A 21,464-nucleotide genomic window follows, 5' to 3' on the forward strand; every position below is an offset into this window, starting at 1 on the left:
CGTTTTGGGTTTTCAGACAGAACAAAATGCGGTAGTGTAGATATAAAGGAGTGATCAGCATGGGTATATTAGATGGACTATTAGGAAATGCATCAGAAGCAGATATAAGAGGAACTGAAAAAGACTTACAAAATATCTTAATTGCCAACGAGCGAGTGGAACAAGCATATAAAGTCATTCGCGATTTAATGGTGTTTACGACGAAACGCTTAATTATTGTTGATAAGCAAGGAGTAACGGGAAAGAAAACAGATTATCATTCCATTCCTTATAAGACGATTACCCATTTTAGCGTAGAAACGGCTGGAACATTTGATTTAGATGCGGAATTAAATATTTGGGTATCGGGTTCTAGTGCACCGATCTCAAAAGAATTTCGTAAAGATAAAAGCATTTACGACGTGCAAAAAGTATTAGCATCTTATGTACTGGATTAAAAAAGTTGAGCCATGAAAAACTGGCTCGACTTTTTTTATGTGTGTGTAAAACGAGAAAGCATAACAGTCTTGCATACAGTCGGTTGAAAATACTAAGGCTGTTGTCCATTCCTATTTTCACTTCACTCATTACTGAAATGCATGAAAATGATTTACATAATGAATTATACAGAATAAAAAAACCGTGATATGCTTTTTTTAGAGAAAAAAGGAAGTGACCAACTGTGAATTATACCGTAATTGGAACATCAGCTTTTCGCAAAACAAATGTTGCGCTTTTTGCAGCTGGCTTCAACACATTTTCGATTTTATATTGTACACAAGCCATTTTACCCGAATTTTCTAGAGAATTCGGGATATCTCCGGCGTTTGCCAGCTTGTCTCTTTCGTTAACAACCATCACGCTAGCTGTTAGCATGCTTTTTTTAGGTTCTTTATCAGAAGTGTGGGGACGAAAGAAACTGATGGGTCTATCGTTAATTTTTGCGTCATTGCTATGCATCATGACAGCATTTAGCTCTACCTTTGAAACGCTGTTAGTATTTCGCGTCATTCAAGGAATCGTTTTAGCAGGGTTGCCTTCTGTGGCCATGGCTTACTTAGGAGAAGAAATTGAACCAGGGAGTTTAGGAAAAGCGATGGGGATTTATATAAGCGGAAACGCCTTTGGAGGCGTAGCGGGAAGGCTTATGACAGGGGTTCTCACGGAATATTTCAACTGGTCCGTAGCTCTTGATGTTGTAAGCGTAATCAGTTTATTAGCCACCTTTGTTTTTTTTATGAACTTGCCAGATTCACAAAACTTCACTTCACGATCCTTTGAACTTCGTCAGCTTACTGGCTCTCTTCGCAGTCATCTTCAAGATAAAGGGATGCTTTGTCTTTTTGCTATTGGTTTTGCGCTGCTTGGAAGTAACGTAGCATTATACAATTATATTGGATACGCTTTATCCGCTCCTCCGTATTCTTGGAATCATACGCTTGTAAGTTTTATTTTTGTTATTTTTTTTGTGGGAATATTCAGCTCAGTCTGGATGGGGACGCTGGCGGATCTATATGGCCGGAAAAAAGTGCTGTTATGTACGATTGCTGTTACGCTTATAGGTTCGATTGTTACGCTGCATCCGGTTTTATGGATAAAAATTACCGGGCTTTTTCTGCTGACTTTTGGCTTTTTCGGAAGTCACTCCATCGCAAGCAGCTGGGTGGGAAGAAGAGCCACCCATGACAAAGCTCAGGCTTCGTCTTTGTATTTGTTTTTTTACTATGCAGGATCAAGCGTTGGAGGGACGGTGGCTGGCTTATGCTGGAGTGCGTACGGCTGGAAAGGTGTTATTGCTTTAATTGGTGTGTTTCTTACAACAGCTTTTCTCCTAGCTGTTCGTTTGTCCAAAATGCCGGCTCAGCAGACGCATGTTCACTAAAAAAGAATGTAAAGACATGTATGGCTATTTACTAAAAAAGACTTTCCACTCAGTGTGGAAAGTCTTTTTTTAGTTTAAAAGCTGAATAAAAAGCTCCGCTACTTTTTTATGAGCGCTGTTAGCAGGATAGATATAAGAGAAACGGCGCTTAAAAGGAGCGGTGTTAACGTTCAGAATCGATAGGTGTTTTTGTTCAACATCTTCTTTAATAGCGCAAAGCGACAGCACAGACATTCCTAAATCGTGAACGATGGCTTCTTTAATTCCTTGATTGCTGCTGATCGTTAGCATGCTTTTCATTTTTAAACCGTTGGACATTAGAACGTGATCTAAATATTCTCTTGTTCCAGAGCCTTTTTCACGCGCCACCCACCGCTGATTTTGTAAATCATCAATTTCTACTTTTTTAAGCTGAGCTAAAGGGTGATCCACTGACGCAACGATGGCAAGCTCATCGTCCATAAATGACTGAATATGTAAGTCGGATTCTTCCGTGTGTCCTTCAATAAGCCCTACGTCTACTTTGAAATGACGAACAAGCTGAGCGATTTCCTTTGTATTACCGATAGTCACTTCTACATCAATATCAGGATATTGTTCACGAAGCTTTGCTAAAAATGAAGGGAGAATATATTCACCAATCGTGAAACTGGCGCCAATCGTTAGCATTCCTTTGACACGGTGATGATGTTCATAAATATCTCGTTTCGTATGCTCATATATCTGAATCATTTGTTTAGCACGATCGTATAAAATTTCGCCGCTGGGTGTGATTTTTAACATTTTAGGTGAACGCAGGAACAGGGAAGTTTGAAATTCTTTTTCAAGATTTTTGATGTGTACGCTTACGCTTGGCTGTGAAATCATTAACTTTTCCGCAGCTTTTGTAAAGCTTTGCTCTTCTACAACAGAAACAAACGTCTTTAACGCATCATAGTACATAGAGTATGGCTCCTTTTATATTAAAAAAATTAATTATAAACATTATAAAACATTACTATTGTAATAACTAGAGGTACTTGGTTAAGACAAACAAAACGAGGTGCTGACTTAAAGGAGTATTTTGGCTTATAACGAAGGCAACACACGCAATTTATTTACAGTTATTTGCATTTCCCCTATAAAGCTATTAAACACTTTTTTGTCATCATTTTGTAACAAAAGTAAAAAAAGTACTTGTTTTTTCCAAAAAACATACTATAATATTAACTGTAATACGATGAGTAATACAGTTAATACACCTAGTACACACATCATGATTTTGGGTAGATGAAGGGAGGCAGACTATGTTCGATTTAGATATTCGTAGTCGCAAGCCGATATACGAGCAATTAGTAGATAAATTGAAAGAGCTTATTATTCATGAAGTTTTTAAGGCCGATCAAAAGCTTCCATCTGTTCGGCTGTTAGCAAAAGAATTAACGATTAATCCAAATACAATTCAAAAAGCGTATCGTGAACTAGAACATCAGAATTATATTTATTCAGTTCCAGGCAAAGGAAGTTTTGTAACGCCTCAAGTTGATACACTAAATAACGAGAAGGTGAAAAAGATGAAAGAAGAATTAGTAAAACTGTTGGCAGAAGCTATGTATTTAGGGATGGATAAAGATGAAATTCTATCACTTATTTCACAGGCTGAAAAAGCAGTAAAAGGAGGAAGCGATAGTGATTGAACTGAAGGCGATAAAAAAAGAGTTTGAAGAAATGGAAGCTCTAAGAGACGTCACGCTTTCTATAAAAAAAGGATCTATTTACGGACTGCTTGGCTCGAACGGGGCAGGGAAAACAACGCTATTAAAAATCATTGCAGGTATTTACAAGCAAGATCACGGGAAAATCGCAATAGATGGCGAGGAAGTATTTGAAAACGTTGGCTTAAAAGAACGTCTTATTTTTATGCCAGATTCTCTTTATTTTTTCCCTCAAACAACGATTAAGCAATTAGCGTCTTTTTATAGAAGCGTCTATCCGACTTGGAACGAAGAGCGGTTTCAAAAATTAAAAGAAGCTTTCCCAATTCAATTACATAAAAAGGTACACAGAATGTCCAAGGGAATGCAGCGTCAAGTAGGTTTTTGGTTAGCGATGTCTGCTATGCCTGATGTACTTATCTTAGATGAGCCGCTCGATGGGTTAGATGCGGTAATGCGTCAAAAAATTAAAAACCTTCTTGTCCAAGACGTGGCAGAACGGGAAATGACGATTTTAATTTCATCACATAACTTACGAGAAGTGGAAGATCTTTGTGATCATGTAGGCATCTTGCATCACGGTCAATTATTAATTGAAAAAGAGCTGGATGATTTAAAATCAGACGTGCACAAAATTCAAGTTGCATTTGAAGGAGATGTGCCGCTAGCGCTTTACGACACGCTGGACATTTTATATCAAGAAAAACGAGGAAGCGTCTTGCTTTGTATTGTTCGAGGGAAAGAAAATCACTTAGTCAACAAAGTTCGATCGTATAAGCCTTTAATTTTTGACATCTTGCCACTTACGCTGGAAGAAATCTTTATTTATGAAATGGGGGATGTGGGTTATGCAATCGAAAACATCATCGTTTAACCGCGGCATGTGGATTCAATCTGTCAGGAATGTAGGATGGGTTGGTGCTTTATATACGCTTGTTCTTTTATTTATCGTACCACTTCAAATTATTTTGAGGTATACAGGTGAAGTTAATAAAGATGGAATGTATACAGAAAAACTAAAGACTCTGTTTGAAGTTGCTGAAAGCCTTCAATTTTTGTTTATGTTTACTGTACCCGTGGTGTTAGCTATATTTTTATTTAGATATATTCAAACTAAATCAGCCGCTGATTATATTCATAGTTTACCAATAAGTAGAGGTGTGCTGTTTTGGCAAAACGTATTATTAGGGATTGTATCGTTAGTTTTACCTGTTATCATTTCAGCCATCGTCCTTTTTCTTATTAAAGATTCAGTAAATGTTGAAGATTTATATACGCTAAAGTTAATTCTCCACTGGGCTATTAATACTATTGTTTTGAATATCTTTGTTTTTTCTGGAGCAGTATTTGCAGGTATGTTCACAGGCATGTCAATACTGCAAGGCGCGTTTGTATATATATTGTTTATTCTTCCGGCTGCGCTGATCCAATTTTTTATTATGAATATTAATTTTTATTGGTATGGGTTTGCGACGAACTATTATTCAGGACAAAATATCCAAAATTTAGTTCCGTTTGTCCGTATTATAGATTTATTAGATACTGGAAAAGAAAGTTATTTAAGTCTAGTAATCTATGCAGTTGTAGCTTGTGTGCTTTGTTTTATTGCATGTATTGCATATCAAAAAAGAAGTTTAGAAATCGCTACTCATGCAATTGCGTTTAAATGGTTAAAACCTATTTTTATCTATGGGCTGACGACATGTTCACTGTTATTGTGGGGAATGTACTTCGGCGAAATGAAGGATTCTTTTAAATGGCTTATTTTCGGCTATGTTTTTGGTTCCTTATTAGGATATATTCTTGGACATATGATTTTAGCTAAAACATGGCGTGTATTTAGAAAATGGAAGGGCTACATATTGTTTGTGGCAGTGGCTATTGTTATAGGGGTAGGATTAAAAGTGGATGTTTTTGGTTACTCTACCTATCTACCGAATCAAGAAAACATTCAATCTGTATATTTTGGTGAAGACGGCTATTCTTTAACAGATAACTCTAAAAGTCACGATATAGAGCAAGGGGATTATTATAAACCGCCTTACTATTATTCTAGTAAGAATACCATTAATTTTATACGAGTATTGCATAAACAAATTATAAAAGATCATCCTAATATTTCCAAAAGAGAAATGCAGTCTGGAGAAGCTCGTGAGATAACATTTGCTTATAACTTAAAAAATGGAAAAAAAGTTGTTCGACAATATAGGGTACGTGAAGCGGATTATAAAGCGTTTTACAAACGAATTATTGAAACACCTGAGTATAAAAACCATTCTTATTATATTTTAGAACCTCATAATAAAAATATGAGGTATGTAACAGAAGTTCAAATTGATGCAATGTATAAAAAATCAGAACCTATTACAATTAAAGATCCAAACAAAATTGAGAGTTTAAAAGGGGCAATCAGAACATCAATACAAAACCAAACTTATGAAGATACCAAGAGTCGACAACAAAGTTGGTCTAGCATTGATTTTATGGATGAAAATGGACAGATTGTAGATTCCATACCTTTTGAGAAATCATATAAAGGAGTTGAAAAGTGGCTCAAGCAAGAAAAAATGTTTGAAAATGCTCGGATCATGCCAGAAGACGTTTCAAATGTTGTGGTTTTAAAAAATAAAGATCACGAAACTCTTCAGCCTTCATGGATAAACAATCCGTCTATTCTGACTAAACGAAAAGGTGCGTTAACTATTAAAGATTCCAAACAAATCGATTATTTTCTTTCGCATACAACCATTCAAGAACAAGGGGATTATATAGTTGTTTTTCGTTACAAAAATTCAAGTCCTGAAGTTCAAATGTTTGATGCTAACATGATTCCAACAAAATTAAAAGAAAAACTAAAATAACAAGGGAGAACTTATTATGTGCGGCGAGGAATTGCAAGATTATTTAAATCAGGTGCTGGCTTATTTGTTGAAAAATGGCGTGAATAGACAAGACGCCGAAGATATTACGCAAGAAGTAGCATTAAAATATTTAGAAAAACAAGAAATGGTCGATCCTGAAAAAATAAAAGCTTGGATGTTTCGCGTCGCATTAAATAAACGGTGTGATTTAGGAAGGCGTAAAATAGTGAAAGACCGCTATACGTCTTCTTACAAAGAAGAGCCTGTTATGTATACGCCTATTCAGCAGGTGCTTAGAAATGAAGAAGCGGCTGAATGTCAGGCGATTTTAAATAAATTGAATCCTAAGTATCGCAATTTGCTTCTATTAAAATATGGATTTGGATTTAAATATGAAGAAATTGCGGAGTTATTAAATATGCAGATGACTACGTTAAAATCAGCTCTTTACCGCGCGCGCAAATACTTTGTAAAGGGATATAATGAAGTCATTTAATATAAATGAAACAGCAGCAGTTTGTGAAAAAGAACTTCTCACACAAACTACTGCTGTTTTTTTCGTATTTTTCTTCTTTGGACGGCATAGATAATCAAACTGATCGCACAAAAAGCTAAAGTGATCTCAATCACGTCCGTATAAGAAGAGGTTGTATTAAAAAAGGAACCGAAAATAAATAAAGCGAGCGTCCAAATAAAACCGAAAGAAAATGAGACTTTAATATAATGCCGATGCTTCATTCCGCTTGCTCCGAGAAAAAAAGGCATCACATGTCGCATTCCTGGTAAAAAGTAGCTTGCAATGATGGCGTGAGATCCATATTCTTGAATCGTTCGCTCGACTTTCATCACATTTTTTTCCCATCGCGGGCGTTTTAATAGCGCAAGCGCCTGAGCTGAAAAAAGACTGGCTATCAAAAACTTAAGATATAAGCTAATCATCATGCCGCTGTAGGTAAGTATAAAAGCTGGAATATACTGAACGGACGGAGATGTAGCCTGACTGCCCGCAAGCATAATATATACCGGGTCAGGAATAGGAGTAAGGTTGGCTCCGACTAAAATGATAAAAAAGAAATATCCGTAGCCTAATTGGTTAATGGCTCCGATAAGCTGATCAATCACGTTTTCTTCCTCCTTTCTTCATTAGAATACGAGAGAGTGACACACAGTGTTCGCTCAAAATAAAAATAAAGTATAGGTACGCACAACTTAGAAAAAAAGAGTTATAATAAATAAGAATGTACGTTCTTCTTTCGAGGATTAATTATACAGAAAGAGGTGATAGTATGAAAATGATGTACCCTAAAAACGGCAAAGTTATTCTTCATATTGATGCCAATGCTTTTTATGCATCTGTTGAAACCGCACATGATCATACGCTCAAAGATAAGCCTCTTGCTATTGCTGGCAATCCAAAGGAACGAAGAGGAATTGTTGTAACCTGTAACTATATTGCTCGTAAACGCGGAGTATATGCGCCAATGCCTCTTTGGGAAGCGAAAAGAAAATGCCCTGAGCTGGTTGTGATAAAACCTAATTTTCCATTATATCGCCAAGTGTCCAAAAACATGTTTGATTATTTAGTAACCATTTCACCTCTTTTAGAGCCTGCTTCCATTGATGAAGGCTATTTGGATATTACAAACTGTGCTGAATTAGGCTCTCCTCTTGACATAGCAAAGTCAATTCAGCAGCATTTAATACAGACGCTGCAAATTCCTGTGTCAATTGGAATCGCGCCGAATAAATTTTTGGCCAAAACGGCAAGTGATATGCAAAAACCTTTAGGGATTACCGTCCTTCGAAAAAGAGATGTTCAAACAGTTCTTTGGCCAAAAGCCGTAGAGGAAATGCACGGAATCGGTAAAAAAACAGCTGAGAAGCTAAATGCGATTAAGATCGTAACCATCGGTGATCTAGCAAAAGCCGCTCCCGGTCTTCTTAAACAAACTCTCGGAATAAAAGGAGAAGTTATGAAAGAACGAGCATGGGGCCAAGATGATCGACAGGTGAACCCTGATCGCCAATCACAGTTTAAATCTATTGGAAACTCTACGACGCTATCTCAAAATGCAGTAGATGAACATGAAGTTCTCCCTATTTTAAATAAACTATCGCATTCTGTAAGCTCTCGTATGAAAGCGAAAAAAGTTGTAAGCAAAACGATTCAGTTAACGATACGATACAGTGATTTTAAAACCATTACTCGAAGCCAAACTATTTCAAAAGCAATTAGCGAGCCGAACGATCTTTTTCATTACAGTGCAGTATTATTTCAAAGACATTGGAACGGAGAACCGATTCGTTTATTAGGAGTAGCTGCTCTTCAAGTGAGCCACCATCTTCAGGAAGAAGAACAGTTAGATTTGTTTACATATGGAGAGCAAGCAAAAAAAGAGCCTTTATACAAAGCGGTCGAAAGTTTGCGTGAAAAATATGGAGATAACATTATTCAAAGCGGTTTAAAAAAACAAAGAGGAAAAAAAGAGAGGTAACTCTCTTTTTTTGTATAAAATAATAGGTTTACACTCATTATAGAAGGGGAAGTACATTACTATCACGGTAATCAAAGTGATTACAAAATGAATTTGATTGCGACTTTTTTGATTGTCTGCAATGAAATTACATAAAATAATCTATGAGGTGATCTTATGTCAGACGTACTATTTACATCTAAAGCAACAGCGGTAGGAGGCCGAGATGGTCGAGTTAAATCAGATGATGGTATTATTGATTTAACCCTTGTAAATCCTTCTCCAAATAACAAAGAAGAAGGAACAAATCCCGAGCAGCTGTTTGCAGCAGGATATTCTGCTTGTTTTGACGGTGCTTTAAATTTAATCGCTAAGAAACAAAAAAAAGACATTGATTCTTCTATTACTGCAGAGGTAAGTCTACTAAAAGACCACACTGACGATGGCTTTAAAATTGGAGTTGTGTTAAACGCTCATATTAAAGGCGTTTCACAAGAAGTAGCTGAGAAGCTAGTAGAAGATGCACATCAATTCTGCCCGTATTCTAAAGCAACGCGTGGGAATGTTAACGTAACGTTAAATACAACGGCTGAGTAAATAAAAAGCGCCTGGATTTTTCTTAAATCCAGGCGCTTTTTTATGTGCAATTTTATATGGTCTATTTTTGATTGTACGTATGCAGTGATTGCAATAACTCCTGCAGCGTTTCTTTCAGCTTTTCTAATTCTCCTTGCGACTTATTCGTCATACTAAAAACTTCTTCTGGAATATGACAAGCTTTATCACGTAATTTTTTTCCTTTTTCGGTTAAACTAATAAAAACAACGCGTTCATCTTCATGAGAACGCTGACGAATCACTAATTCTTGATCCTGCATTCTTTTTAGCATAGGAGTAAGGGTGCCTGAATCCAAATACAGAAGTTCGCCCATTTTTTTTACGCTGAGTGTTTCATGTTCCCATAAAACAAGAAGGGCTAAATACTGCGGATAGGTTACTCCTAATTTATCGAGCAGCGGCTTGTACACCTTTGTAATTTCTCGAGACGTGGCGTAAATTGAGAAACAAAGCTGGTTTTCTAGCTGCAGCTGCTTATAAAGTTGTTCCATTCATGTTGCCTCCAGTCTATTGCTTTTTATTTAATTATACACAATTAAATAGTGGTGTCCAATAACGCCGGATGAAAAAGTAATCAAGCTGTAAATAAAAAATGGGAATTTTACATATACTAAGAAAAAAAGGGAGCTGTGCACATGTATTTTGCAAAAAAAGCCGTAGAAGAAGAAGTAGATCAAATGATGGATACGACTGTATACGCGTGTCAATCTGAATCATGTAATGGGTGGATGAGAGAAGATTTTGTTACGGTTGATTATAACTGTCCGATGTGCGGAACGGAAATGTCGCAGGAAGTACGCGAGCTGCCGAAAATTAAGTACGATCATCAATTTTATAATAAATAAAAAAAGAAGCAACTGCTTCTTTTTTTATTTATCACTAAAATTTCATTAAGCTGCGCTAGACTAAAAACCAACATACGATGAAGGTGAGGAATATCAGAATGAATCAAGGTAACTTTTTGAAAGGTTTATTTTGGGGAACCTTATTTAGTATTCCTATTTGGATTTCATTGTTTGGCTGGTTCCGCATTTTATCACATCTTGCATAGTTTTGTTTTATAAACCGTCATACGCACCCTTATCTTTCTATTTCCGCTATAATAAAGGTGATAGAAAAAATAAGGAGCTGTTCTCATGATTCAATATAAAACGGAGCAAATGACGGTTTTTGAAAGCGCGCTATTTCAAACAACATCTGCAGTCATTGAAACAAAAGACTGTGTCATTATTGTTGATCCAACGTGGCTTCCTCACGAAATTAATGAAATTAAACAGCATGTTCAAGGGATCTTAAACCACCGCAAACTGTATGTGTTTTTTACTCACGGAGATTTTGATCACGTCATTGGGTATGGGGCTTTCTTAGAATTAAATGCCACCTTTATCGGCAGCGAATTTTTAGAACAACACCCGGACAAAGAAGAAAAAGTTCAAATGATTAAGCAGTTTGATCATGACTATTATATAAAAAGATCCCATGATATTATATTCCCAGAATTAGATATTGTTGTAACCGAAAATGAACAGCATATTACTTTAGGTGAAACATCCATTACCTGTTATTTTGCAAAAGGTCATACAACCGATGGCCTATTTATGATTGTCGATGATTCGATATGGATTGCAGGGGATTATTTATCAGATTTTGAATATCCGTACATATATGAAAGTGTAAATGATTACCGCGACACGCTTGCTATTGCGCGACACATTTTAGCTAAGTACCAAAATCTAACGCTAGTTCCCGGGCACGGGAAAACGACACATCACCGAGCTGAAATTCAAAGACGAGTGGAGATGGCCAGCTCTTATTTAGATGAACTGCAAGCGGCAGTGAAAGAAAACAGTAAAGAAGCGCTCGATAAGCTAAATGATAAACTGGCGTTTCCCTCTGATTTCACCGCACAATGTCATCAAAAAAACGTTGAAATTATGAAAAGAGAACTCCTATCATAGAAACCAACTGTATAGTCATACCGTTAATACTAAAAGTAAGAAACCACATTTTCTATTTCTAGGTAATGGAAAATGTGGTTTTCCTTAGTTCCTTTATTTATCAATTAAATGAAACTTTTTCCTTTTCTAACCGTTTATATAAATAAGAAATTATTTTATGTATAAAGGAGTATGACAATGGGGAAAAACGGTTGTGTAAAATGCGGACATACAGAAGCAAAAACAAAAGAAATTGCTACAACGGGAACGGGACTGTCTAAATACTTAGACGTTCAGCACAATCACTTTACAGTGGTATATTGCACGAACTGCGGATATTCAGAGCTATATAATAAATCATCTTCAAGAGGCAGCAATATTATTGACTTATTTTTTGGAGGATAAAGATGAGTATCGACCTTATTGAAATTGATAAAGACAGACGCGCTTCCTATTTGAACCTGCTATTAATAGGGGATGAAGACGAAAAAGTGGTGAAGTCGTATATAAATGAAGGTTCCTTATTTACCATTGTCTATGAAAAGAAGGAGATAGGAGTTGTGCAGTGCCTCATCGATGAAGAGGAACGGGCAGTAGAAGTAAAGAATATCGGTTTAAAAGAAGCATACAGAGGAAAAGGAATCGGCAGCAAAGTCATTAAAAAGTTAGAAGTACTGTATGAACGTAACCAATATTCTAAAATGATTGTAGGAACAGCGGACTCCAGCCTTGAAAACATAGCATTTTATAAAAAGGCAGGCTTTTATCAAAGAGGTGTCAAAAAGAATTTCTTTTTGCAGTACGTTCCACCGATTTACGAGAATGGCTTGCAAGCTATCGATATGATTATGTTTGAAAAAAAATTAAAGAGCAGAAGCGACTAACACGCTTCTGCTTTTAGTGATTAATCTAAAATTTGAAGTTTTACCGTTTTGCGTCCCCAATTTAAAGCTGAGCTTTGAGATGCCATAAATAAATCAACGCGAGTACCTTTAATGGCACCGCCAGTATCTCCAGCAATTGCTTCTCCGTAACCTTCTACGTATACGCGAGAACCTAATGGAATCACGCGAGGATCAACTGCAATTACTTTTCGATTAGGATTTGACCTTAGGTCGATGCCTGTAGCAGTGATTCCGCTGCAGCCTGCACAGTAAGCGGTATAAGCTGTTGCTTCAACCGTAATCTCTTTCGAAACCGACTTGCTTTCTTGCACTGGAGCAGGTGCCGGCGTTGAAGTCGACGGTGTTGAAGGAGCAGTAGTCGCTGGCGTTGATGGTTTTGCTTGAGCTGCAGCTTGTCCGCCTACTTGTAACACTTGATTAATGTAAATCGTATTAGACGATAAGTTATTCCACTGTTTTAATTGAGAAATTGAAATGCCGTGTCGCTGTGCTACGCTCCACATTGTATCTCCAGGCTGAACTTTGTAACTTTTACTGTTGCTAGGAGCCGGGGATGCTTGCGTTTCGTTTGTTTTTTCTTGTACAGGTGCTGAAGGTGATGATGAAACAGTTCCTGTTCCGCTTATTTTTAATACTTGATTCACATAAATTAAATGACTAGATAAGTTATTCCACTCTTTTAGCTGCTGTACAGAAGTACCGTTGTTTTTAGCGATACGATAAAGCGTGTCGCCTGATTTTACTGTATATGTATGGTTTGAAGATGTCGTAGTTGGAGTTGAACTAGATGAAGAGTCAGTAGATGTAGATCCAATTTGTAATGTTTGGTTTGCATAAATTAATGTCGAAGAAAGACCATTCCACTTTTTTAAGTCTTCAACTGTGACATTATGCTGCTGTGAGATGCTGAATAACGTTTCTCCAGCTTTTACTTTATGCGTGTCTGTGTCAGCTGATGCTGCGTCTGCAATTCCAATTGATACTAAAGCTGTAGCCCCTAATGTAAAAATGTGTTTTTTCATCTAATATTTCTCCTTTATTTCCAATAGTTGTCTCTTATTCTATCAACAATATGTAACAAACTCATGACAAAATGGTAGGTTTTATATTACAAGTTTGTAACAATACGTCTAAAGTGATAGAAAAAACGCAGTTTTTTTACAATTATGATGAAAAAAGTCTTAATTTGTCTGTAGAGATAGAATAGTAAAAAAGGTGTTCTGCTTTTATAAAAAGGAAAAAGAAAGAAGCTATGCTATATTCAAATGACATGATAGAATAGACAAGTTAGAAATGAACGGATAAAAAGGGAGTTAGACATCTATGGAAAAACGCTCTATCTCTTCATATTTAAAAGCATGGGTGCGCGCACTTTCAATTGAGATTAATTATATGAAGAAACACGGCGGAGAAAAGTATACGGTAGGAAAAGGAGAGTACTTAGGGCAGCAGGAGGATGCGTATCTTTACCGGTTTGAACGCACAGCCGATTTATACCTTTTTGATGGAGCTCAAGTACGCCTTGTCCACCAGCATAAAGAAAGTAAAGGAGAAGTGATCGGAACAGAAGGGTTTGATCTGTACCTTAAAATAGATGCGTTTATTGGACAAGAAGTAGACGAACTCGATATATATAACGAACCATGGGAGTTATTGCAGGTGCTCATTGATAGACTCACGGAAGCAAAAGATTACAAGCAAAAAATAGTGAGAATCAAACGTCTTATGAGAGGCGATAGTCCTGTTCGTCATAAGGAGTATACGTCTAAGAACGCTCTTCATGAAGTGTTGCTGCGAGCGCGTTATAACCGTACTACTTATATTTGGGGGCCTCCTGGAACAGGAAAAACATATACGCTGTCCAAAATCGCGGCAAGCTATTACCGGAAATCAAAGCGGATCCTTTTATTATCTCACAGTAATGCAGCGGTGGACGGTTTGCTGCAAGAAACTGCACGTCAGTTAAAAAAGAAAGAAGCTTGGAAAAAAGGAAAACTCATTCGATACGGAGCAACAAAAAGCAGCGGCTTAGAAAATATAAAAGTAGAAGAAGTCATTGGAGAAGATGACCCGGATTTAGCTCAGGAGATGCGTGATTTACAAGAAGAACGAGTTTACTTAAGCAGGTATCCCAATAGAGCTCACCAGCTTCAGCAAGTTAACAAAAAGCTAAACGCCCTTCGGAACAAGTGGATTGAAGCGGAGAAAAATGTGTTTGACCAAGCGTATATTGTAGGCACTACTTTATCAAAGGCGGCTATTGACCGATTACTTTATCAAAGTGAATTTGATATGGTTGTGGTAGACGAAATTAGCATGGCATATGCACCGCAAATTGCTTTTGCAGCTACGTTAGGAAAACGAATTGTCGTATGCGGTGATTTTAAACAGCTTCCCCCGGTATCTCAATCTTCTCATGCTGAAGTGAAGAAGTGGCTGCAGCGAGATTTATTTGAGCAGACGGGTCTTGTAGAGCAAGTAGAAAGCGGTGAGATACACCCGCATCTTTTTATGTTGACGAAGCAAAGAAGAATGCATAAAGATATTTCAGCTTTTACAAATCGCTATATTTACAGCAACCGAGTAGCAGATCATCCATCTGTCACAACAAGTCGAGAAGTAGTAGCAAGCAGCCGACCGTTTGCTCATGAAGCAGCGCTTATGCTTAACATTGGTCATTTGCATTCTTCCGCTATGCGAGATGCCGCTTCCGGCTCACGCTACAATGTGATAACGGCTGTTTTGGCAGTAAGTTTGATGCTGCGGGCACGCAAAGCTTCTTCGGCTACTCTTGGCTATGTGACTCCTTATAAGTCTCAAGCTAAATTGATTAATGCATTTCTTCAAGATATTGAACCAGCTAGCGATATAATTGCAGCAACCGTACACAAATTTCAAGGCGCGGAACGAGATATCATGATTTTTGACACGGTCGATACAAAGCCGCAATCAAAACCGGGTTTACTTTTAACAAATGAAAATAGCGACCGATTGGTAAATGTGGCGGTGACGCGTTCAAAAGGAAAATTTATTATGCTTTCAGACGAGTCGTTTGCCCAGCAGCGTGTACCAAAGGAGCGAGCGTTATGGAAGTTGGTCAACCACTTTAACGAAAATCAAAAAGTATACCAACCTCAGCAATTTTTAAAAGAAGTCATTCAGCATCCTAAATTGATTTGGTACCATCCATCGAACAGCAATCAGTTAAAAAAAGACTTATATCAAGCTCGGCAGCAGATTTTATTGTGTATTCCTTATGCTTCCCTTGTTCCTCAAGAAATACGGGATGTGTTAAATTCTTTTAAAGGTGAAGTGACCGTTCTTACTCGTGAACCAACAGAAGTTCGAATTGACGATGCTCATATCATTTCATCTGCTATTCCGATGTCACTGCTTATCATCGATGAATCCACTATATGGATTAATATGCCTTATGGCGGAAAGAATGAAGCGTTTATGGCAGCTAGAATTGAATCAAAGCTAGGCGCTAAACAGCTTATTCGCTCAATTGACTTTACCGAAGATAAAACAAGAAATCAAGAAACGAAAATGTATATAGAAACAAATAAACCACAATATTCTTTGAGCAATTATCTTCGCAGCTGGGATCGCTGTGAATCTTGTCAGCATATGCGAGAAGTAGAGATAACAAAAAAAGGAAAAGTAAGGTTTATTTGCTATTATTGCGGGAAAACAAGTGGGGCAACACGTTTATTAGTGGAAAAATATTTAAACTACGTACATGCTGTATGTAAAGTATGCAAGCAGCCGATGAACGTAGATTATGATGAAAATAAAGGTGTCTACGCATGTTGTCCATCGTGCAAAAAGGAAGTTTTGCCTAGAGATTTATTGTAACTTTAAGAAAAGGGCGTGATCTTATCGTTTACTCTCGTAATGTAGCGGCCTTAGCTGATTGTTTGCTAGAAGGAGACGTTCAAAAAAGCTGGCTGCTCATTGCTATATATATAGAAGAAGGTCATTCTTCAACTGACGTATACACGTTTCTGACAGAAGCGATGTATGAGATAGGGAAAAGGTGGCAAGAAAATAAAATTTCAGTCGCGGACGAGCATTTGGCTACTGCAACCTGTGACTATGTGTTAACTCGCTTTCAGCTATCACAGCATCAATTGCTTCAGCGCCATCGAGCACTTCTTTTTTGCATTGAAGGAGAAGAGCATTACTTAGGCATTAAAATGATTGCAGGACTTATGAGAGAACAGGGATGGAAAGTTAAAAACTTAGGAGCAAGCTTGCCGCTGCCGTTTGCTCTAAAAAGCATTGAAAGATGGGACCCTGATGTAGTGTGCTTGTCTGTCTCACAAGTGCATTTGCTGCCTGATTTACAAAAATACATTGCTGAGATTGAAAACATGCCGCAAAGTCCTCTTGTATTAGTGGGCAGCTGGCTTCTCAACACGCATGATTTATCGGCTTCAGGATCTTCAAAAACCATATTCATTAATCATATCCAAGCTTTTAAAGACTGGCTTCTAATCAACAATAAAGAAAGTTCGACGCAAGATAAAATGTTAGCAATGGGGGAAGAAATATGATCAGTTTGCCGATTCAACACATTCCCGTTCCAATGTTTTTACTCAATAAAGACAACGAAATAATTGAATTTACACCAAGCGTCACGAAAAATTTCCCGCCTGTTCAGAACTTTTTAGATCTAGTTGATGAAGACAGCCAAGGAAAAGTAAAAAGAGCACTCCAGGGGAAGGAAGAAGTGCAAATCGAAGTAAATATGCGCACGTTTTCCAACCCGGTTGCTCTTTTTGATTTTCATTTTAAGCCTGAAGCCTATCATTCGCTGCACGCTGTTTTCTGCTATCCTATTCACGAGCATATGACGAGTGTCCAATCAACTCTTCAGCAGTTTCGCTCTATGCTTATGCAAGACTTACCACAAGTGAACCAGGGTATTTCAGTCAGGGAAACAGATGTAGAAACGGCGAAAAAAATGCATCTAGTTGATCTTCAGCGTCATTTTCGAGAAATGAAAACAAATGTGCTAACCATTCAAGACCTCCTAAGTATTATCCGCTCCGACGTAATTGAAGCAGGAAAAGGAGAATATATTGAATTGGTCTCTACACATTTGTTTGACATTCAAGATGTAATTAATCAGGAGCTTGAATGTTTAAGGCAGAAGAACAAAGTGCATTAAGAAAGCGGCAATCGGATTTCTACGGTTGTTCCTTTTCCTTCTTCACTATCATACGAAATGCTTCCTTTATGATTACTAATGATTTTGTGACTCACCATCAATCCTAATCCTGTTCCTTTTTCTTTTGTTGTATAGAAAGGCTCGCCAATTCGTGTTAATCGATCTTTCGGCATGCCTTTTCCTTCATCTATCACTTGGACGACTACTTGATTTGTATCTGGATCAAATTTAGATACCACCAGAATAGACCCGGGGTCATCCATCGCTTCAATAGAATTTTTCACCATGTTGATAAATACTTGTTTCATATCTTTTTCAATACAATGAACAACAGGTAATTTTTCTTCAAAATCTGTTGAAATAGTAATGTTTTTAAGAATGGCCTGTGTATGCAGCAGCGTACATACGTCTTGAAGAATTAAATTTATCTGTTTATTTTCATATTTTACGACTTCGGGTTTGGCTAGAATGAGCAGTTCGCTAATGATCAGTTCTAAGCGGTTAAACTCGGACATCATGACATCCATATATTCTTTTTTATACGTTTCTTCTTGCATCATAAGCTGTAAAAAGCCCTTTAATGATGTAAGAGGGTTTCGTATTTCATGGGCAATGCCAGCAGCCAGCTGTCCAAGTGCTGACAGCATCTCTGAATTTTTGAGCATCATTTCCGACTGTTTGCGCTGTGAAATGTCTTCGCTTAACCCAATGTAATGGATGATTTCATCCTGATCATTTTTAACAGGCATTAAGGCTAACTGTTCCCAAACGGTTTCTCCGTCTTCTTGAACGTAGGAAATTTCTCCGTTCCATTTTTCTCCTCTGTATACTTCGTTCCAAATCTTAGGGAATCTTTTAACCCCCAGCTTTTTTGTATATAAGTCATAGAGGTGTAGCCCAAATACTTCCTGCGGCGCATGCTTTTGTTCCATGAACTTTTGATTAATGTACTTAATTTTACCTTGATGATCGGTAATAAAAATGCCCGTAGGACTGTGAGCAACTGCAAACGATGTAATAGCCAATTCTTCATTTGACCGTTTAATTTCTGTAATATTGATAAACGTAATAACTACACCGTTAATTAAATTCTCATTTGTACGATAAGGCATCATTTTCATGCTGTACCACTGGTTATCGTAGCTTTGAATTTCTTTTTGAAGGGTGTTATTTGTTCTTAAAACGTGCATGGCGTCCTCGATTAGATGGTCATATCTAAAGTTATGCGAAATATGAAAGAAAGGTCTTCCAATATCTTGATGAAGAACGTTGATGACTGTTTTCGTTTCCGGCGTAAATAATTTAATATTCAGCTGCTCGTCTAAAAAGATAGTAGCAATAGTTGTACTGATTAATAAATTATCAATATCGTTATTTAAGTCCGTTAATTCTTCAATCTTTCGCTCGTACTGATTGTTAACACTAATTAATTCTTCATTAACAGACTGCAGTTCTTCATTTGTGGACTGCAGCTCTTCGTTGGAAGCAATCAGTTCTTCGTTCGTGGACTTTAGCTCCTCATTTGCTGTTTCTAGCTCTTCAATCGTCGTTTGCAAATGCTGCTGTGTGTAATGAAGCTCTTGCTCTAAATCTACTACAAGCTCACTAATCGAGCTGGTTTGATTAAGAAACATGGGCTTTTCCTTATCAATAATGGCACCATCTGTCTGTTCATCAAACATAAGTAAGTAAAGAGAGTGATTTGTTGGAAGGGCAGATATCGTAATATTAAAACGGCGCTGCACGTTGTTTATGACAAACTCAATGTGCTGACAGCATACGCTCATACCTTGCTCTTTTACGCGTTTAATAGCTGCTCCAATGGCTAAAGAGACGTGAACTGGAACCATTTTGAAAATTGTATAATTAATTTTCCCTACAGGCACGTTAATAAGCTGAGTCGCTTCTTTTGAACAAAATATCACTTCGTTGTATTCATTTAATACAAGACAAGGGCTCATAAAGTGATCAATCATTGACTGATACATCTCATCTAATTTAAGCGAAGGAAGAGGCTTATAAAGCTGACTTGGCAGCGGCACGCTAGAAAAATCACCTTCATGCGAGTTGGACTTTGAAAGGTTAAAAGCTCCCGTAATTTGTCGGCTGGGCTGGCCGGAACGCTTAAATATTTTCCACTTACTGTTGATAGGGCGGAACAAATCAGACAAATTTCCCGTTGTTTCACTAGGGCCTAAAAAAAGTACGCCTTCTTCTGTCAAAGAGAAATGAAAAAGAGACAGAATGCGCTGCTGCAGTTCAGCTTGGAAGTAAATCATCATATTTCGACAGCTAATTAAATCAACGTTTACAAAAGGCGAGTCTTTTCCTATATTATGGGGGGCAAAAACAATCATTTTGCGGATTGTTTTTTTAACTTGATAACTCCCGTGTTTTGTTTGCTCAAAATATTCATTAATCTGAGCTGCTGAGAAGGAATGAACTTCCGCTTCTTCATAAATACCTTGACTAGCTCTTTTGATTGCATGACGATCGATGTCCGTAGCAAAGATTCGGACATCGAAATAACGGTTGATTGTGGATAAATGGTCATGAAGCAAAATAGCTAATGTATATGCTTCTTGACCAGTAGAACAACCTGCTACCCAGATGCGGATTTCATCTTCTTGACTATGAATCTTTCTTTCAACTAATTGTGGAATGACTTGTTCTTCAATAATAGAGAATGCTTCTTTATCTCTAAGAAATTGTGTCACTCCAATCAGCAAGTCTCGCTGCAGTTCGACGATTTCTTCGGCTTCTTTACATAAATAGTCCCGGTATTCTTCCATCGTTTGAGAGGGCGGATCGAGTAAAGCCATTCTCTTTTCAAGTCGTCGCAGCACCGTGTTTTTTTTGTACATAGAGAAGTCGATGCCTGTTTTCTTCTTTATTAATGAATAAATGTATTGCAGCGTTTCTTCATTATATGTAAATTCAGTTTGGCTGACATGCGTTTGCACAAGGTCAGGCATATCAGCAGGAGAAAGAATATAATCAGCAAGGTGTGCATCAATAGCGCTTAGGGGCATATCCCTGTACTTTGCTGTGCTTTCATCTTGTACAAGTACAGTTCCGCCATACTCTCGTATCGTTTTTGCTCCTCCTGTTCCATCATTTCCTTTTCCCGATAAAATAATGGCTGTGCACCGGTGTTTTTTTGAAGTGGCCAGAGAATGAAAAAAGGCGTCAATCGGATACTTTACCTGATCATTTTCTTCATAGGGACGAAGGCGAAGAGTATGATCCACAACGGTCACATAATGATGGGGAGGATTTAAATAAATTGTATCTTCTTGTAAAGTCATCCCGTCTTGTGTCAGTTTGATATTCATTCCTGTTTTTTTTGCTAAAAGTTCTGGCATAAAACTTTTATATTTAGAGGAAAGGTGCTGCACAATAATAAACGCCATTCCATTTGGTGAAGGCATATTAGCGAAAAACTGCTCAATAGCTTCTAATCCTCCGGCAGAAGCGCCAATTCCCACAACGTGTAAATCCTGTTTCTCTATTCCTTCTGAAGACGATGGAACTGTAGAAAACGAGTTGTTCCTCATAATAGAACCTCCAATAATGTTTAGACACTTCCTAGATTGTATGTCGTTTTGTTTATTTTAATGTCGACAGCACATCGTGGTTTATATCAAAAGTAAATTTTTTTAAAAAAACCAAGATGCTGGTACATAGGTTCATTTTAGCAAACCTATTATATTGTTCAAATAACGTTTTCAAAATTCCTCTATTTTTTGCAAAAAAATTTTAAAGTCCAAACTATATAATATGCCCCGATTTTCTTTATATAAACGTATTTTTATAAAAAAAATCGGTTTTTTTTGCAGAAAAAAATATTTAAAAAAGTTTTGTTTGCGCTTACATGTGCATAAGGTTATACGCTCAAGGAGGAAAAAAACGGTTGAATTCAACTTGACACTCTTTTTC

At 37.3% G+C, this 21,464-nt stretch carries 20 protein-coding genes; 15 read left to right on the top strand and 5 right to left on the bottom strand.

The features are described from left to right. Window positions 1-59 precede the first annotated feature (59 nt). Together ACFX4W_RS11260 and ACFX4W_RS11265 are read left to right on the top strand one after the other, a co-directional pair. Entirely contained in the window at window positions 60-437 is a 378-nt protein-coding gene (locus ACFX4W_RS11260; protein ID WP_014460184.1) for a PH domain-containing protein, read from the top strand. Window positions 438-661: 224 nt separating this feature from the next. Then, window positions 662-1,861, top strand: a complete 1,200-nt coding sequence (locus ACFX4W_RS11265; protein ID WP_280559563.1) for an MFS transporter — start codon at window positions 662-664, stop codon at window positions 1,859-1,861. A 69-nt stretch (window positions 1,862-1,930) separates the two neighbouring features. Here the strand turns inward: ACFX4W_RS11265 and ACFX4W_RS11270 are convergent, their stop codons facing one another. After that, complete coding sequence (locus tag ACFX4W_RS11270; RefSeq protein WP_013083080.1) at window positions 1,931-2,803, bottom strand: selenium metabolism-associated LysR family transcriptional regulator; 873 nt, start codon at window positions 2,801-2,803, stop codon at window positions 1,931-1,933. A 344-nt stretch (window positions 2,804-3,147) separates the two neighbouring features. On the opposite strand from ACFX4W_RS11270, the gene ACFX4W_RS11275 reads away from it, so the two are divergent. The 4 genes from ACFX4W_RS11275 to ACFX4W_RS11290 are packed head-to-tail and all read left to right on the top strand — an operon-like array spanning window position 3,148 to window position 6,912. After that, window positions 3,148-3,537, top strand: coding sequence for a GntR family transcriptional regulator (locus ACFX4W_RS11275; RefSeq protein ID WP_013083081.1), 390 nt, complete (start codon window positions 3,148-3,150; stop codon window positions 3,535-3,537). Next, window positions 3,530-4,429, top strand: a complete 900-nt coding sequence (locus tag ACFX4W_RS11280) for an ABC transporter ATP-binding protein (RefSeq protein ID WP_025752330.1) — start codon at window positions 3,530-3,532, stop codon at window positions 4,427-4,429. The genes ACFX4W_RS11275 and ACFX4W_RS11280 overlap by 8 nt, the downstream gene beginning before the upstream one ends. Then, window positions 4,404-6,416, top strand: a complete 2,013-nt coding sequence (locus ACFX4W_RS11285) for a DUF6449 domain-containing protein (protein ID WP_162214208.1) — start codon at window positions 4,404-4,406, stop codon at window positions 6,414-6,416. Before ACFX4W_RS11280 ends, ACFX4W_RS11285 begins: the two co-directional genes overlap by 26 nt. A gap of 16 nt (window positions 6,417-6,432) precedes the next feature. Next, window positions 6,433-6,912, top strand: a complete 480-nt coding sequence (locus ACFX4W_RS11290; protein ID WP_013056972.1) for an RNA polymerase sigma factor — start codon at window positions 6,433-6,435, stop codon at window positions 6,910-6,912. A 47-nt stretch (window positions 6,913-6,959) separates the two neighbouring features. Here the strand turns inward: ACFX4W_RS11290 and ACFX4W_RS11295 are convergent, their stop codons facing one another. Continuing rightward, complete coding sequence (locus ACFX4W_RS11295) at window positions 6,960-7,538, bottom strand: DedA family protein (protein WP_013056973.1); 579 nt, start codon at window positions 7,536-7,538, stop codon at window positions 6,960-6,962. A gap of 164 nt (window positions 7,539-7,702) precedes the next feature. On the opposite strand from ACFX4W_RS11295, the gene ACFX4W_RS11300 reads away from it, so the two are divergent. Both ACFX4W_RS11300 and ACFX4W_RS11305 read left to right on the top strand, forming a co-directional pair. Next, complete coding sequence (locus ACFX4W_RS11300) at window positions 7,703-8,911, top strand: DNA polymerase IV (RefSeq protein WP_098967397.1); 1,209 nt, start codon at window positions 7,703-7,705, stop codon at window positions 8,909-8,911. 156 nt (window positions 8,912-9,067) lie between these two features. Continuing rightward, complete coding sequence (locus tag ACFX4W_RS11305) at window positions 9,068-9,487, top strand: organic hydroperoxide resistance protein (protein WP_013056975.1); 420 nt, start codon at window positions 9,068-9,070, stop codon at window positions 9,485-9,487. A 61-nt stretch (window positions 9,488-9,548) separates the two neighbouring features. Here ACFX4W_RS11305 and ACFX4W_RS11310 read toward each other — a convergent pair whose 3' ends face one another. Continuing rightward, window positions 9,549-9,998, bottom strand: coding sequence for a MarR family winged helix-turn-helix transcriptional regulator (locus tag ACFX4W_RS11310; protein WP_013083086.1), 450 nt, complete (start codon window positions 9,996-9,998; stop codon window positions 9,549-9,551). Window positions 9,999-10,142: 144 nt separating this feature from the next. Here ACFX4W_RS11310 and ACFX4W_RS11315 point away from each other — a divergent pair, with 144 nt between their 5' ends. From ACFX4W_RS11315 to ACFX4W_RS11330, 4 genes are all read left to right on the top strand, one after another. Beyond that, on the top strand, window positions 10,143-10,352 hold the full coding sequence (locus tag ACFX4W_RS11315) for a cold-shock protein (RefSeq protein WP_013056977.1): 210 nt from the start codon (window positions 10,143-10,145) through the stop codon (window positions 10,350-10,352). Window positions 10,353-10,643: 291 nt separating this feature from the next. Further along, window positions 10,644-11,465 (top strand): MBL fold metallo-hydrolase, encoded by an 822-nt coding sequence (locus ACFX4W_RS11320; protein ID WP_377559384.1) that lies wholly within the window; start codon window positions 10,644-10,646, stop codon window positions 11,463-11,465. Window positions 11,466-11,642: 177 nt separating this feature from the next. After that, entirely contained in the window at window positions 11,643-11,849 is a 207-nt protein-coding gene (locus ACFX4W_RS11325) for a zinc ribbon domain-containing protein (protein ID WP_043982381.1), read from the top strand. 2 nt (window positions 11,850-11,851) lie between these two features. Then, window positions 11,852-12,328 (top strand): GNAT family N-acetyltransferase, encoded by a 477-nt coding sequence (locus tag ACFX4W_RS11330; RefSeq protein WP_043982383.1) that lies wholly within the window; start codon window positions 11,852-11,854, stop codon window positions 12,326-12,328. Between the two features lie 20 nt (window positions 12,329-12,348). Here the strand turns inward: ACFX4W_RS11330 and ACFX4W_RS11335 are convergent, their stop codons facing one another. Beyond that, complete coding sequence (locus ACFX4W_RS11335; RefSeq protein WP_097823457.1) at window positions 12,349-13,371, bottom strand: LysM peptidoglycan-binding and 3D domain-containing protein; 1,023 nt, start codon at window positions 13,369-13,371, stop codon at window positions 12,349-12,351. Between the two features lie 301 nt (window positions 13,372-13,672). On the opposite strand from ACFX4W_RS11335, the gene ACFX4W_RS11340 reads away from it, so the two are divergent. From ACFX4W_RS11340 to ACFX4W_RS11350, 3 genes are read left to right on the top strand one after another with little or no spacing between them, the layout of a single operon-like run. Next, on the top strand, window positions 13,673-16,207 hold the full coding sequence (locus ACFX4W_RS11340) for an AAA domain-containing protein (RefSeq protein WP_377559387.1): 2,535 nt from the start codon (window positions 13,673-13,675) through the stop codon (window positions 16,205-16,207). Window positions 16,208-16,230: 23 nt separating this feature from the next. Next, complete coding sequence (locus tag ACFX4W_RS11345; RefSeq protein WP_377560529.1) at window positions 16,231-16,908, top strand: cobalamin B12-binding domain-containing protein; 678 nt, start codon at window positions 16,231-16,233, stop codon at window positions 16,906-16,908. Then, the gene (locus tag ACFX4W_RS11350) at window positions 16,905-17,525 is read left to right on the top strand and encodes a hypothetical protein (protein WP_377559388.1); all 621 of its coding nucleotides are present in this window, start codon (window positions 16,905-16,907) and stop codon (window positions 17,523-17,525) included. Before ACFX4W_RS11345 ends, ACFX4W_RS11350 begins: the two co-directional genes overlap by 4 nt. Here ACFX4W_RS11350 and ACFX4W_RS11355 read toward each other — a convergent pair. After that, window positions 17,522-21,082: a CheR family methyltransferase gene (locus tag ACFX4W_RS11355; protein ID WP_162214219.1), complete on the bottom strand. Its 3,561-nt coding sequence runs from the start codon at window positions 21,080-21,082 to the stop codon at window positions 17,522-17,524. The genes ACFX4W_RS11350 and ACFX4W_RS11355 overlap by 4 nt on opposite strands. Window positions 21,083-21,464: the final 382 nt, after the last annotated feature.

Source organism: Priestia sp. YIM B13489, from assembly GCF_042787645.1.
In the GTDB taxonomy this organism is placed as follows: domain Bacteria; phylum Bacillota; class Bacilli; order Bacillales; family Bacillaceae_H; genus Priestia; species Priestia megaterium.

What these genes read in the sequence shown, in the direction of transcription:
- ACFX4W_RS11305 (WP_013056975.1), top strand. Translation starts at nt 9,068, where the DNA reads ATGTCAGACGTACTATTTACATCTAAAGCAACAGCGGTAGGAGGCCGA.
- ACFX4W_RS11260 (WP_014460184.1), top strand. Translation starts at nt 60, where the DNA reads ATGGGTATATTAGATGGACTATTAGGAAATGCATCAGAAGCAGATATA.
- ACFX4W_RS11350 (WP_377559388.1), top strand. Translation starts at nt 16,905, where the DNA reads ATGATCAGTTTGCCGATTCAACACATTCCCGTTCCAATGTTTTTACTC.
- ACFX4W_RS11325 (WP_043982381.1), top strand. Translation starts at nt 11,643, where the DNA reads ATGGGGAAAAACGGTTGTGTAAAATGCGGACATACAGAAGCAAAAACA.
- ACFX4W_RS11300 (WP_098967397.1), top strand. Translation starts at nt 7,703, where the DNA reads ATGAAAATGATGTACCCTAAAAACGGCAAAGTTATTCTTCATATTGAT.
- ACFX4W_RS11330 (WP_043982383.1), top strand. Translation starts at nt 11,852, where the DNA reads ATGAGTATCGACCTTATTGAAATTGATAAAGACAGACGCGCTTCCTAT.
- ACFX4W_RS11355 (WP_162214219.1), bottom strand. Translation starts at nt 21,082, where the DNA reads ATGAGGAACAACTCGTTTTCTACAGTTCCATCGTCTTCAGAAGGAATA.
- ACFX4W_RS11340 (WP_377559387.1), top strand. Translation starts at nt 13,673, where the DNA reads ATGGAAAAACGCTCTATCTCTTCATATTTAAAAGCATGGGTGCGCGCA.
- ACFX4W_RS11310 (WP_013083086.1), bottom strand. Translation starts at nt 9,998, where the DNA reads ATGGAACAACTTTATAAGCAGCTGCAGCTAGAAAACCAGCTTTGTTTC.
- ACFX4W_RS11270 (WP_013083080.1), bottom strand. Translation starts at nt 2,803, where the DNA reads ATGTACTATGATGCGTTAAAGACGTTTGTTTCTGTTGTAGAAGAGCAA.
- ACFX4W_RS11320 (WP_377559384.1), top strand. Translation starts at nt 10,644, where the DNA reads ATGATTCAATATAAAACGGAGCAAATGACGGTTTTTGAAAGCGCGCTA.
- ACFX4W_RS11285 (WP_162214208.1), top strand. Translation starts at nt 4,404, where the DNA reads ATGCAATCGAAAACATCATCGTTTAACCGCGGCATGTGGATTCAATCT.
- ACFX4W_RS11315 (WP_013056977.1), top strand. Translation starts at nt 10,143, where the DNA reads ATGTATTTTGCAAAAAAAGCCGTAGAAGAAGAAGTAGATCAAATGATG.
- ACFX4W_RS11275 (WP_013083081.1), top strand. Translation starts at nt 3,148, where the DNA reads ATGTTCGATTTAGATATTCGTAGTCGCAAGCCGATATACGAGCAATTA.
- ACFX4W_RS11290 (WP_013056972.1), top strand. Translation starts at nt 6,433, where the DNA reads ATGTGCGGCGAGGAATTGCAAGATTATTTAAATCAGGTGCTGGCTTAT.
- ACFX4W_RS11335 (WP_097823457.1), bottom strand. Translation starts at nt 13,371, where the DNA reads ATGAAAAAACACATTTTTACATTAGGGGCTACAGCTTTAGTATCAATT.